Origin of the sequence: Nocardiopsis halophila DSM 44494 (assembly GCF_000341245.1) — a bacterium.
Taxonomy (GTDB): Bacteria; Actinomycetota; Actinomycetes; order Streptosporangiales; family Streptosporangiaceae; genus Nocardiopsis_A; species Nocardiopsis_A halophila.
In genome coordinates, this window is sequence record NZ_ANAD01000014.1 from 1 (window position 1) to 12,899 (window position 12,899).

Genomic DNA, 12,899 nt, shown 5'->3' on the forward strand with positions numbered 1-12,899 from the left:
GAGCTCCGTGGAGGCCCGCTCCGGTGAGGAGACGGTCGCGAGCCGGGAGTGGCGGCGCGAGATCCCGAGGACGGCGGGATGAGCGCGGACGTGGGCCCGGGGACGGCGGGCGCCGGGGGCGATGTCGAGGAGATCGCCGCGGCGCCCGAGGCACCTGCCCCCTCCTCCGGAGCGGAGCCGTCGGAGGACCGTCGTTCCGGCCCCAAGCGCCGGGCGGTCGCCCCGGGCAGGCGTACCCGCCAGCCGACCGAGGTCCGCAGGCGGCTGATCCTGGAGGCGGCCGTACCGCTGGTGGCGGAGAAGGGCGCCGGGCGCGTGGGGCTGCGCGACATCGCGCGCGCGGCCGGGGTGTCGGTCGGCACGGTGACCTACCACTTCGGCGGCGTGCAGGAGATCCTCACCGAGGCCGTCTCCATGGAGATCGACGGCTACTACCGGCCGCTGGGCGAGCGCATGCTGTCCCGCCCGACCGCGGCCGAAGGGCTGGAGGTCCTGGTGGACGGGGTGTTCAACGCCGAGACCGACCGGCACTGGCGGCTGTGGTTCGACAACTGGGCGGCCAGCGCGGACGCGGCCCCCGACGACCGGCAGCGCCGCCGGTACGAGGAGTGGGCCGACCGGGTGGCCGAGCTGATCCGCCGCGGCTGCGTCGAGGGGGCGTTCGCCTGCACCGACGTCGCCGAGACGACGACCCGCTTCAACGCCCTGGTGGACGGCCTGGCCCTGCGCCGCCTGCGCGGGGCCCCGCCCCTGGACACCGACCAGGCCCGGTCCCACCTGCGCCGCTTCCTCCGCGCCGAGCTGGGCCTGGAGCAGTCCCCCCGGACGAGCGGAGCACGGTGAGGGCCCCGTCGACGAGTCCGCTCTGGAAGGGCCGGTGGGCGGTCGCATCCGGCGGCCGCCCACCGGTTCCCCGAGCGTGGGGCGACCACCCCGGGACAGTGGCCCCGCCGACCTCCGCCTGAGCCCCGCCAAGCGGCGAGGGCCGGGCGGAACCGGGAGCGGGAGCGTCTCCTGCCCCGGACCCCGTGAGCGGACGTCCGGTGCCCTGTCGTCCGCACTCGCCTGCGACTCCGGATTCGGCTGCTCTCGGACCGAACCGAGCGGATCCTTCAGGCGTCGGAGTGTCCGTGTACTCTCCCTTCGCGGAGGACTCTTCTTCCGCCCTCCAGAACGACACGGAGAGGGCGGAGTCCTCCCCAAGCACCCCCACTCCCGTCTTCCGTTAGAACCGACGCGCAATGAGCGAACCCTCCCCCCTCGTCCCGACCCGCTTCGCCCCACTGCGCAGGGGGGACCCACGGAAGATCGGACCGTACTCCCTCCTCGGCCGGATCGCCGCCGGCGGCATGGGCGCCGTGTACGCCGGCCACCAGCAGGGCCTGTCCGGCCTCGCCGCAGTCAAGACCGTACGCGAGGAGCTGGTGGGCAATGCCGAGTTCCATGCGCGCTTCGCCGAAGAGGTCATGCTCGCCAAACGCGCGCTGGGACTGTGCTTCCCCCGCTTCTATGACGCCGACATCGACACCGAGCCGCCCTGGCTCGCGGTCGAGTACGTCCCCGGGCCCACGCTCTTCGCCTACGTGCGGAAGCGCGGCCCCCTCACGGGCGACCGTCTCGTCGCACTGGGCGTCGGGCTCGCCGAGGCCCTCGCCCGCGTACACGCCCAGGACGCCGTGCACCTCCGGCTCAAGCCCGCGGACATCGTCCTCGGCCCCGACGCTCCCAAACTGGTCGGCTTCGGCTCCGCTCGAACCGGCGGCCCAGTGGGAGGCGCCGAGTGGATGAGCCCCGAGGCTCATGCCGGCCAGGGTGCCACGGATCGCTCCGACGTCTTCTCCTGGGCGACGATCCTGGCCTTTGCGTCCACGGGGCGCGAGCCGTTCGGAACCGGTCCCATGGACGTCCTCGCTCGCCGCATCATGCGCGACGAAGCCGACCTCCAGGGCGTCCCGGAGCCACTCCTGCCCCTGGTCCGTGCTGCCTTGTCGAAAGAGCCACAGGACCGGCCGGAAGCGGCGGCGCTCGTGTCGACGCTCGTGACCCGGTGGTCGGGGCGCACACCGGCCGCCCCCATCGCAGGTGTCCAGGCCCTCCTGACAGCGACCTGGACGGACATGGAGTCCCCGCTTCCCGCTCCTCCCCCCAAGCGTTCACGGCGCGGCCTGATGATCGGCCTCGCAGCGGCCGCCGGTCTCGCACTGGCGGGCGTGACGACCGTGGCGGCCCCATCCGCCCTGGACGCCTCTTCGGGAGCGGGGTCGGACAGCAGGGAGGGTCGAGACGGCCGAGGCGTCGACGGCGGCGCTCAGGGCGGCGATGAGACCGCTCAGGACGGAGACGACGATGGAGGCGCGACCGCCTCACCGGCAGCCGCGCCTCCGGAAGCCGTCGACCTGACGGCAGACGGGGCGATCGAGGCCCGGGCCACAGTCGCGGACACCGGCGACAGCGCAGCCTTCTCCTCTGGAAGCGCGACGTCCCTTCATGTCAATGTCTCTGGCGCCGAAAGGACGAGCACAGGCGTACGGATCACGGTGAACGGGCAGTCCCTGGGCGTTCGCGGCCAGGTCCCCCGCTTCGACCAGTCGAACTTCTACGTCCTCGCGGAGGGAGGGCGAATCGATCCGGCCGAGCCGTTCAGCTATAGCCCTCAGCTCGGCTACCCGGCCGGAGAAGAGGAGAACGAGAACACGCTCGTGTTCCCTGGCGCCGCGGAAAAGGGGCTGCTCGTCTTTCAGTCCCCTGAGATCGCCGGCGCCCGACCGGGCCCGGTAGGAATGTGCTACTCGACCACCAAGGCCGCCTCCTTCACCACGGACTATGGCGAGTGCATCTGACTCACGCCCGGACGCCCTGCGTCGTATGAGGCGTTCTCCCATCTCCCCGGGGGAGTGAGGACCTCCTCGGGCCGTCCGGTCGTGCCCTCGACACGGCCGTCCGGACACGGCGGGGGCCTTGTCCGGATTCTGGGTGCCGAAACGTTCGTGGCGGTTTTCGGCGGCTCGTTGACGATCTCGTGAACCCCGTTCGTGCGGCCACTTCCGGTCATGTGGCGGCGCGGCATACGTCCGGACAATCCGGGGCACAAGTACCGCAACACCGGCAACCCCCGCGACAGACCCCCCACTACCCCACAAACGTCGCCCGCGCGGGCGGCCGAGCCCCGGACCGTGGGACTCGGACGCCCGGTCCGACTGCGGAGAGTAGCGACGCTGCACCCGAGCGACGATCCAGGAGCCCCCATGACCCTCTCGTCTCCCCTCACCGTCCTCATCGCCGACGACGACCTCGTCATACGCGCCGGCCTGGCCGCCAATCTCCAGCGCGGTTCCGGTCTCACCGTCGTGGAGACGGCGAGCGGCGCCGAGGCCGTCAAGATCGCGGAGGAGACCGGCCCCGACGCGGCACTGGTCGGCGCCCGCATCCCCGCGCTGGGCCCCTCCGGGGCGATCAAGGAGCTCTCGGCGATCACGCCGGTGGTCCTGCTCGCCTTCCCCGGCGACGGCGAGGCGGTCCGCGAGGCGCTGGCCCAGGGCGCCACCGCCGCTCTGGCCTACGGCTCCCTCACCCCCCCGNTCGTTCACCCCGCCGGAGCTGGCCGAGGCGGTACGGGCGGTGGCCCGCTCCGGGGCCGGACAGGAGGAGGTCGACGCGATCACCTCCGTGCGCGGCCCGGCGGCCGCCGCGGCGCTGCGCTCGGAGAGCGGCCTGACCGACCGCGAGGCCCAGGTGCTGCGCCTCGTGGCCGGAGGCATGTCGAACTCGATGATCGCCGACCACCTGGTGGTGTCGGAGAAGACCGTCAAGAACCACATCAACCACATCTACGCCAAGCTGCACGTGCGCAACCGGGCGCAGGCCATCGAGCGCTGGCGATCCGCGGAGTCCGTGGGCGTCTGAGCGGAGCCGGGCCGACGCAGGGCCGGGCCGAGGCAGGGCAGGCCCCAGGGAGGGCCGAGAGACCGCCGAGGCCAAGGCACGAACGGCCGAGACAGGGCCGCGCCAGGGCGACGCCGGGTCCCGCCGGGCCGGGGCGGGCGAGGGCTGGGCCAGGGCGCACCACGCCAGGCTGAGGCGGGGCACTACGCCGCGCCGAGCTGAGGCGGCCGGGGCGTACGGACGGCAGGGCGCGCGGGACCCGGGGGCGGTCCCCGCGGCGCCCGTGGCCGGACGTCCCGACGCACGAAGACGGCGCGGAAGAACAGCGCGCGGGGCACGGGCGGCGGCGTGCGCCGTCGGCGGGCCCGGCCACGGCCGGGCTTCGACCGGCCCCGGGTAGGCCCAGGCCTGTCCCGGCGGGCCCTGGGCGGGCCCGAGCCTGCCCTGACCGGCCTCGACCGGGCCCAAGCATGTTCCGTCCAGGCCACGGCCAGGACGGCTTCGACGGCGCCCTGGGCGGACCCGCCCGGACTCGGCTCGGGACGGCTCCGCCCGGGGCAGGAGATGGACGGAGCCCTGCCGGGAGGGCCGGTCACGACGGGACCGGTCGGACCCGATCGAGGCGAGACCTCGCTCGAAAGCACTTGAGACCGGTCAAGGCAGGCCTCGGTTGGTTCCAGGCCTGCCCCGATCGGCCCTGGCCGAGCCCGATCATGTTCCGGCACGCCCCGGCGGCCCGGCCGGGCCGCGGCCGGGACGGCTTTTGGGGCGATCCGGCCAGGGCGGGAGACGGACGGGTCCCTACCGGGAGGAGCGCTCAGGACGGGAGCGTCGGACCCGGTCGGAACGGCCCCGCTGGCGGGAGCGGGCGGGGCGGCCGGGCGGCCCCAGGGCGGGCGTCGTGCAGACGGCGTGCGCGTGCGGCAAGGAGGAGGCGCTGAACGCCTACCGGCGGCCTGCTCCGGATATCGGCACGCGGCGCCCGTCCTTTCCCGGGGAAGCGGGCGCGGGTCCCGGGAGGAGTCCGAGTGCGGATCCCCGGGCGGTGCGTCCGCGGGTTCCCGAGGCACTACGGGTCCGGACGCCCCGTTCGCGACGAATCGCGGAAAATTCTCTAGAGTGAGGGTTTCGTGCCCCCGCGTCGCCGCCGGAGCCGGCGACGGCGCCCCGTCCCCTCCGTCCGAAGGTGTTCCGTGCAGACCGGAGAGCCCCCGCGTCGGCCGGCCCGGCGACTCGCTCCGCTGCTCGCCGCCGTCGTCCTCGCGGCGCCCGCCTGTTCCGTGACCGACGCCGGCGGCAGCGGCGGGACCGCAGAGCAGCAAGGCGCCCAGGACCAGGTGTTCGATCCCCCCACGGAGTTCGACACCGGCGCCGCCACCGAGATCGACCTCGGGGCGGGCTCGCGCGAAGAGGGCCGGGCGCTGCGCCTGGCGATGGACGAGGGCACCGTCTATTTCAGCGACGAGGACGGCCTGCACGCCTACGACGCGCTCGGCGGGCGCGAGCTCTGGTCGGTGCCCACCCGGCAGCCGGTCGTGGACGCCCGCCCCGACAGCGCCGTGCTCACCGAGATCGACGGTCGGGCCGTCGTCGTCGGCGCCTTCCAGACGCGCAACCCCGGGGAGGGGAACGCCGTCGGGCAGGAGCGCCTGGAAGTCGTCGCCGCGGACGCCCGCAACGGCCAACTGCTCTGGCGCGCCGAGCACATCCCCTCCGGGCCTCCGCCCGACCCCGACGACGTGTTCGCCGTGGGCGCGGACGAGGACGCCGTCGTGGTCTCCTATGGCACCGCAGTCGCCTTCTCTCCTGAGAGCGGCGACCGGTTGTGGAGCGAGGGCCGACTGCGCCCCGAAGCCATGGTGGACGGCACGGTCGTCGGCTGGTCGACGGCCGGAGCCTCCGAGGGACGGCAGAGTCAGGAGGGCCGACAGGACGAAGAGACGCCCGATACAGCAGGGCCGGGCGGGGCCTCCGGTTCCTCCGTCGGCGTGCTGTCGGCCGTCGGTTCTATGGACGGAGCCTTCCGCTGGCGCCTGTGGGACGAGGAGGGCGGCGAGTCCGCCGTACCCCTGCGGGTCTCCTCCATGGACGGTTCACGCCTCCTGGTGGGCCGTGAGTCGTCCCCTGCCGTCGGCGAGGAGCCGGTGCCCGAGTGGGCGGTGGTCGACGCCTCCGAGGGCGAGACCGCCTACTGGACCGAGCGCATGCGCGACCAGGTCTGCCGCTACGACGACCAGTCGATGCTGGTGTGCTGGAACGGCGGCCACACCTCCCCCGCCGTCTACGTCTACACCTCCGGGAGCGGCGACCGCCTCTGGAACGACGACGCCTTGGGCGGCAGCGTCCCGACCGACGTCCGGGGCGTGTGGCACGGAGTCCTCTACACCGACAAGGGGCTCGGCGGCGACGCCCCCGGCATCTACAGCCTGGACTTCCAGAACGACCTGGAACTGGACCCCGGGGCGGCCCCCGACCTGACCGACGGGACGGTGGGCCTGCGCTTCGCCGAGGACGGGACCGCCACCGCCTTTCCCGCGGTGGCCTGAGAGGACGGGTCAGCAGCGGCCAGGCCCCTGGACCAGGGGACAGAGTTCCTGGTCGGCGACGCGGGGAAGGCGGTCCGCTGTGAACGCGCAGCTCTCCTGTGCATTCCGGAGATTCCATGGGGTTCGGAGAACGGACGCCACGGTTCGCGTGCGCTCAGCGCTGAGGCCGCGCTGAGCGGCGCGATGCGCCGAGCAGCCGTGGCCCCGACAGGCGCCCCGCCCCGGGCCCAGGGGCGGGACCCCACGCGCCTCACGCGCCTTCCGAAAGGCTCAGTAGCCGGGATCCTACGAAGCTCTCACGCTCGTCCGAGTCGCGTCCCTTGGTGCGGTGTGACTTCACGAACGCACTGCCGACCCTCGCCTCCCGGCGGTCCCGCCTGCCCGTCCCCGGCTGCCGGGCCCCGAAGTCCGACTTTCCCGTCGAAGAGCCTGGCCATGGAAGCAGCGGCCCCTTCGACCACCGCACAACGGCTCACCGCGTTCCGGGCGCATGCAGGTCAGACCGACCGGGCGAACTCACACCCCTGGCAGGACACCGTCCTCGTCCGTCAGAGGACCGCCGCCTCGTTCGGGTCATCCGAAAATCCCCCGTCGCGCCGGTACGGCCGTGCGACACCCCCGGACCGCATATCGTCGGCTCGGTAGGGTCCTCGCCCTTCCTCGGTGTCCCAGGGCGCCCAGAGCACCCCCCCCGGACGCCGCGATGCGTCCCCGGGCCTGGCGGATGTCCCGAGGCGTCTCGCGACGCCCCAGGGCGTCACAGGTCTACGGGACAATCCGTGGGTGCCGTCGGCGAGGGCCGCGGCTGTGGAGGTGCACTGATGGTTGACGGGACCGGGGACCCGCTCCCCCTGGAGGGGCTCCCGTTCGTGGAGAACCCCGCCCAGGACGGGCGGGCGACGGCCGCTGGAGGGTCCGCCGGAGGGACGGCCGCCGGGCCGGAGGCGGCCGAGCACGACGCATGGGTCGCGCTGGACTTCGAGACGGCCAACGAGGACAACGGCAGCGTCTGCCGGGTCGGCATGGTCCGCGTCCGCGGCGGCCGGATCGTCGAGCGCCACCTGGAGTACGTGCGCCCTCCCGCTCCCGCCGACTGGTTCGACCCCGCCCTGGCGCCTTACAACGGCGGCGTCACCGCTGAGGACGTCCGCGACGCCCCGGAGTGGCCCGAAGCCCTCAAGCGCATCCTCGCCTTCACCGACGGCGCCCCTGTCGTCGCCCACTGGGCCCGCATGGAGATGGACGTCATCGAGCGCGCCTGCTCCTACACCTCCACTGAGGTGCCCGACCTTCACTTCTCCTGCTCCTACGTGCTGGCCGACGCCGTGTGGACCGACAGCCGCAACCACAAGCTGCCCACGCTGTGCGAGCGGATCGGCTTCCCCCTCGACCACCACAACCCGCTCTCCGACGCCGAGGGCAGCGCCGAGATCGTGCTGGCCCTCATGCGCGAGCGCGGCGCGCCTACCCTCCAGGCGCTGTGCGAGGCCGAGAACGTCTCCATGGGGCGCGTCTCCCCGGGCCGGCGGGCGCTGTGGTGCCGCAGGCGCGACAGGGGCGGCCGCGGCGATCGCTTCGACCGGTCCGGGGGCCGCTTCGCGCGCTGGAACGAGCACAGCAAGGCCGAACCCCCCGAGCCCGATCTGGACGCCGACCCCGACGGCCCCCTGTACGGCGCCGTGGTCTGCCTGAGCGACACCCGGCGCGACAAGATCGAGCTGTGGCGGGAGGTCGCCGCCGTGGGCGCTTCGATCTCCAAGAACGTCACCAAGAAGGTGACGGTGCTGGTCGTGGGCGACCACGCACAGGCCACCAGCAAGCGCCGCAAGGCCGAGGAGTACCGCGCCAAGGGCCAGGACATCGCCATCATCGACGAGGCCGAGCTGGAACAGATCCTGCGCGAAGGCGCGTGAGCAGGAGGCGGCCCCTGAAGTGTCAGGAAGGCGCTCGGAGGGCGGTCGACCCGCAGGGGCTTTCGAGAAGAAGCGGAACGGCGCGGAACGGCGGTGCGGCCGCCCCGCCGTTCATTCGCTGAGAGAGCACCGAGAGCACTCGGAGACCGGAACCGAAGCCAGAGCAAGGGCCCCGTCGGCCCCATGGCATCCGGTGTCGGTGGTGTCCGCTGGAGTGGTGGAACTGTCGGCCGCGTCCTTGTGAGCGGTGCGACCGCTGCGGCGCGATCGGCGACCCCGCCCCGGTGCGCACCCCCTCCTCACCGTTGATCTCGGGGAAGCCGGGGTAATACCGGCGAGTATTACCCCGGCTTCCCCGAGATCAACAAGGGTGTCTCTGCGGGCGGCAGGCAGTGCCCCCGGGGGGCGGCCGGGGCCCGCAGAGCTCCACCACGCCAGCGGACACGACCCCGGTGTCGATCAGAGCACGGCGCGTTTCCGGGGGTCCCGCGCCGAACTCAGGGCCGGATGACACGCCCTCCAGTCCGGCTACGGACCCGCCCCCGGAACGGAGGCGCGCCCCCACCGGGAGGGCACCCGCCCGGCCGCCTCACGGGCGAGGGCCCGTGAGGCGGCCGTGACGCGGTCACAGGACCGGTGGAGACCGCTAGTCCTGCGGCGTGGTCCAGCCGATGTCCTCGTAGTGCCAGTTGGACTGCAGGCCCGGACCGCCGACGTTGGCCAGGTCGTCGGCCATCGCGTAGGTGCCGGTGCGCTGGAAGAACGGGATGCCCTGGCCGTTCTGCCACAGCAGCGCGTCGATCTCGTTGGCCAGCTTGCCGTATTCGTCCGGGTCGACCGTCTGGCGCAGCTCGTCGAACTTGTCGTTGATCTCGTCGGTGGAGGTCCGGGCGTTGTTGTTGCCCCAGTCCTCGCCGTCGTCGCCGAACGGCCCGGTGAAGTTCTCGAAGCTCTCGCCGACGTAGGGCGTGCTGCCGATCTGGACGAACGAGGCCAGCTCGAAGTCGCCGGTGTAGATGTGGTCGTTGAAGAACGCGTCCGTGGGGATCGAGTCGGTGACGACCTTGATGCCGACCTCGCCCAGCATGTCCTTGGTCACCTGGGCCTCGGACTCGCAGGCCTTGACGCCGGCCGGGCAGAAGAACCGCATCTCCAGCTCTTCGCCATCCTCGTTGGTGCGCACCTCGGCGCCCTCGTCGAGGGTCCAGCCCGCCTGGTCCAGCAGCTCCCGGGAGCGCTCCTGGTCCTGCTCCCCCAGGTCGCCGGAGTTGTCCTGGAAGTGCGGGTCGGAGGAGCGCAGCAGCCGGTTGGCGGTCGGGTCGCTGGGCCAGTTGATGCTCTCCAGGGAGAGCTGGGCCAGCGCCTGGCGGTCGATGCCGAGCATGACCGCGTGCCGGACGTCGACGTCCGACAGCACCGGGCGGTCGGCGTTCATCTCGATGTACCGGTAGCCGTTGTCGATGGCCTGGGTGACGTGGCCGTCCTCACGGCCGCTGGCCGTCTCATAGGTCGAGGCGGTGTAGCCGACGTAGAAGCCGTCGATCTCCCCGTTGGCGAAGGCCTGGGCCTGGCCCTCGGGGTCGCCCGGCTGGAAGTGGATCTCGTCGAGCAGCGCCTTGTCGCCCCACCAGTCCTCGTTGCGCTCCAGGATGGTGGTGTCGGAGCTCTCGTCGACCTCCTTGAAGTCGAACGGTCCCGCGGTGATGGGGATGTCGTTCATGTAGTCCTCGTTGAACTTGTCGGCGTCCTCCATCACCTCCTTCGGGTACAGGTTCTCGAAGAGCATGCCGTACTCACCGAACGGCTCGGAGAAGGTGACGGTGAACTCGTACTCGTTCCCGCCCTCTTCGATGTCCTCGACGCTCTGGTAGGCGTAGACCTCGCCCGGGGCACCGAAGTCGCCGTCCTCCTGGCCGGACAGCGTCTTCCACTGCTGCTCGTAGTCCTCCCAGGTGATGGGCTCGCCGTTGGACCACTCGGCGTCCTGGTTGAGCACGAAGTCCATCTCCGTGCCCTCGTCGTTCATCTCGAACTCTTCGACGTAGGCGGGGTTGGGCTCGGCCTCGCCCTTGTCGGTGTACCGGAAGGCGCTCGGCATGACGGCCTTGATGATCTCCACTACCGCGCCAAGGTTGCCGTCGGTGTGGTGGCTCATCAACTGGTCGACCGGCTGCGAGCTGCCGTAGACGAAGATGCCGCCCTCTTCCAGCTCCTCGCGCGGGACCGGATTGAGGTCGGAGGCCGCGATGTCCTCAAGGGTGGGGGTGTCGCCGTCCCCGCCGCCGTCGTCGCCGCCACCGCCGCAGGCGGTGGCGGCGAGCGCCAGGGCCAGGACCGGCGCGGCGTAGGCCACTGTCCGTCTCGTACGCATAACTGCTCATTCCTCCTTGGATTGCCGGCCGGAGCCGGAGCGGGGGATGCAGGGGATGTCAGACGACGGAGCGCCCCTGCGCGTAGTGGCAGGCCGCGGTGTGGTCGTCGCCTCCGGTGGCCTCCAGGTCGGGCGAGACCTCGATGCACGGCGTGCGCTCGGCCTCGGACAGCCCGGCGAACTTGGGGCACCGGGGCCGGAACCGGCAGCCCGAGGGGGGGTCGGCCGGGCTGGGCAGGTCCCCTTGGAGCACGATGTGCGAGCGGTTGCGCTCCTTCTCCGGGTCGGGGATGGGGATCGCGGAGAGCAGCGCCTGGGTGTAGGGGTGGGCCGGGTCCCTGAAGATCCGGTCGACCGCGCCGATCTCCACGATCCGGCCCAGGTACATCACCGCGACCCGGTCGGCGATGTGCCGCACCACCGACAGGTCGTGCGCGACGAACAGGTAGGACAGGCCGAGCCGCGCCTTCAGCTCGTCGAGCAGGTTGATCACGCCGGCCTGGATGGACACGTCCAGCGCCGAGACCGGCTCGTCCAGCACCAGCAGGCGCGGCTCCAGGGCCAGGGCGCGGGCGATGCCGATGCGCTGGCGCTGGCCGCCGGAGAACTCCTGGGGGTAGCGCCCCGCGTGCGCCGGGTCCAGCCCCACCAGGTCGAGCAGTTCGTGCACCCGCGCGCGCAGCCGGTCCTTGGGCAGGCCGTGGGTCCGCAGCGGCTCGGCGACCACGTCGAAGACGAGCATGCGCGGGTCCAGGGAGCTCATCGGATCCTGGAAGACCACCTGCACGTCGCGGCGGACCGCGAAGCGCTCGCGCGCGTTCATGGTGCCCGAGCGCCGGCCGAGCAGGTCGACCGTCCCGCCCTGCGGCCGCTCCAGGCTGAGGATCTCCATCAGGGTGGTGGACTTGCCGCAGCCGGACTCGCCGACCAGCCCCAGGGTCTCGCCCTCGGCGATGTCGAAGCCGACCCCGTCGACCGCGTAGACGGTGCCCACCCGGCGCTTGAACACCGCGCCCTTCATCAGCGGGTGGTGCTTGACCAGGCCGTCGACCTGGAGCACCGTCTCCCGGTCCTCGCGGCGGACCTGCGCCTCGGGCGGCGGGGCGGCCTCCGGGACCGGGTACACGTCGGCGGCGGTCCAGCCTTCGCGGTCGATCTCGGGGGCGCGGATGCAGGCCGCGGTGTGCCCCTGGCCGCCGATCTCCAGCAGCTCCGGCTCGCCCTGGTCGCACTCGGCGGTGGCGATCGGGCAGCGCGGCGCGAAGGGGCAGCCGGGCGGCAGGTCGCTCAGCGAGGGCGGGTTGCCCCTGATGGGCACCAGCGGCGCGCGCTCGTCGGTGTCCAGGCGGGGCACCGATCCCAGCAGGCCCATGGTGTAGGGCATGCGGGTGCGGTAGTAGACGTCGTCCACGGCGCCCACCTCGACCGGGCGCCCGGCGTACATGACCAGCATCCGGTCCACGAGCCCGGCGACCACGCCCAGGTCGTGGGTGATCATCACGATGGCGGCGCCGGTCTCGCGCTGGGCGGCCTTGAGGACCTCCAGGATCTGCGCCTGGATGGTGACGTCGAGCGCGGTGGTGGGCTCGTCGCAGATGATGACGTCGGGGTCGTTGGCGATCGCTATGGCGATCATGACCCGCTGGCGCATGCCGCCAGAGAACTCGTGAGGGAAGGACTTGAAGCGGTGGGCCGCGTTGGGGATGCCCACCAGTTCGAGCAGCTCCACCGCGCGCGCGGCGGCCTTGTCCTTGGGCATCTTGGGGTTGTGCACGCGGATGGCCTCGACGATCTGGTCGCCGACCGTGTACACGGGGGTGAGCCCGGAGAGGGGGTCCTGGAAGACCATGGAGATCCGGGAGCCGCGCTTGGCGGACATGGCCTTGTCGTCCAGGCCGAGCAGCTCCTCGCCGTGCAGGCGGATGGAGCCGGTGATGCGCGCGCTGTCGGGGAGCAGCCCCATGGCGGCCATGGACGACACCGACTTGCCCGACCCGGACTCGCCGACGATGCCCAGGATCTCGCCGCGCCGCACGCTGTAGCCGACGCCGCGCACCGCCCGGACGTCGGGGCTCTTGCCCCGCCCGGGGAAGGTGACGTGGAGGTCCTCGATCTCCAGCACGGGGGCGCCGGTCTCGGCGGCGCCCGGCTCGTCCGCACCGGTACGGGTGATGGTCTCGGTCATTT

At 72.4% G+C, this 12,899-nt stretch carries 7 protein-coding genes and 1 pseudogene; 6 read left to right on the forward strand and 2 right to left on the reverse strand.

The window, feature by feature from the left end; genetic code table 11:
• Nucleotides 1–78 precede the first annotated feature (78 nt).
• The 6 genes and pseudogenes from D450_RS0101660 (at nucleotide 79) to D450_RS0101680 (ending at nucleotide 8,341) form a co-directional block, all read left to right on the forward strand.
• Nucleotides 79–843, forward strand: a complete 765-nt coding sequence (locus D450_RS0101660; RefSeq protein WP_017536946.1) for a TetR/AcrR family transcriptional regulator — start codon at nucleotides 79–81, stop codon at nucleotides 841–843.
• A 398-nt stretch (nucleotides 844–1,241) separates the two neighbouring features.
• Nucleotides 1,242–2,840: a serine/threonine-protein kinase gene (locus tag D450_RS31665; RefSeq protein WP_051063538.1), complete on the forward strand. Its 1,599-nt coding sequence runs from the start codon at nucleotides 1,242–1,244 to the stop codon at nucleotides 2,838–2,840.
• A 405-nt stretch (nucleotides 2,841–3,245) separates the two neighbouring features.
• Nucleotides 3,246–3,494, forward strand: a pseudogene (locus tag D450_RS35355) (response regulator transcription factor); the annotation flags it as partial.
• 124 nt (nucleotides 3,495–3,618) lie between these two features.
• Complete coding sequence (locus tag D450_RS34370) at nucleotides 3,619–3,903, forward strand: response regulator transcription factor (RefSeq protein WP_017536947.1); 285 nt, start codon at nucleotides 3,619–3,621, stop codon at nucleotides 3,901–3,903.
• A 1,172-nt stretch (nucleotides 3,904–5,075) separates the two neighbouring features.
• Nucleotides 5,076–6,428 carry an outer membrane protein assembly factor BamB family protein gene (locus tag D450_RS0101675; protein ID WP_017536948.1) on the forward strand — a complete coding sequence of 451 codons (1,353 nt, stop codon included), beginning with the start codon at nucleotides 5,076–5,078 and terminating at the stop codon, nucleotides 6,426–6,428.
• An 821-nt stretch (nucleotides 6,429–7,249) separates the two neighbouring features.
• Entirely contained in the window at nucleotides 7,250–8,341 is a 1,092-nt protein-coding gene (locus D450_RS0101680; RefSeq protein WP_017536949.1) for an exonuclease domain-containing protein, read from the forward strand.
• Between the two features lie 646 nt (nucleotides 8,342–8,987).
• Here the strand turns inward: D450_RS0101680 and D450_RS0101685 are convergent.
• Together D450_RS0101685 and D450_RS0101690 are read right to left on the reverse strand one after the other, a co-directional pair.
• A complete protein-coding gene (locus D450_RS0101685; protein ID WP_039820032.1) occupies nucleotides 8,988–10,712 on the reverse strand; it encodes an ABC transporter family substrate-binding protein in 1,725 nt (574 codons plus the stop codon).
• Nucleotides 10,713–10,770: 58 nt separating this feature from the next.
• Nucleotides 10,771–12,897 carry a dipeptide ABC transporter ATP-binding protein gene (locus D450_RS0101690; RefSeq protein WP_017536951.1) on the reverse strand — a complete coding sequence of 709 codons (2,127 nt, stop codon included), beginning with the start codon at nucleotides 12,895–12,897 and terminating at the stop codon, nucleotides 10,771–10,773.
• Nucleotides 12,898–12,899 lie beyond the last annotated feature (2 nt).

Coding starts and splice junctions, on each gene's coding strand:
- D450_RS0101660 (WP_017536946.1), top strand. CDS start 79: ATGAGCGCGGACGTGGGCCCGGGGACGGCGGGCGCCGGGGGCGATGTC.
- D450_RS31665 (WP_051063538.1), top strand. CDS start 1,242: ATGAGCGAACCCTCCCCCCTCGTCCCGACCCGCTTCGCCCCACTGCGC.
- D450_RS0101680 (WP_017536949.1), top strand. CDS start 7,250: ATGGTTGACGGGACCGGGGACCCGCTCCCCCTGGAGGGGCTCCCGTTC.
- D450_RS0101685 (WP_039820032.1), bottom strand. CDS start 10,712: ATGCGTACGAGACGGACAGTGGCCTACGCCGCGCCGGTCCTGGCCCTG.
- D450_RS0101690 (WP_017536951.1), bottom strand. CDS start 12,897: ATGACCGAGACCATCACCCGTACCGGTGCGGACGAGCCGGGCGCCGCC.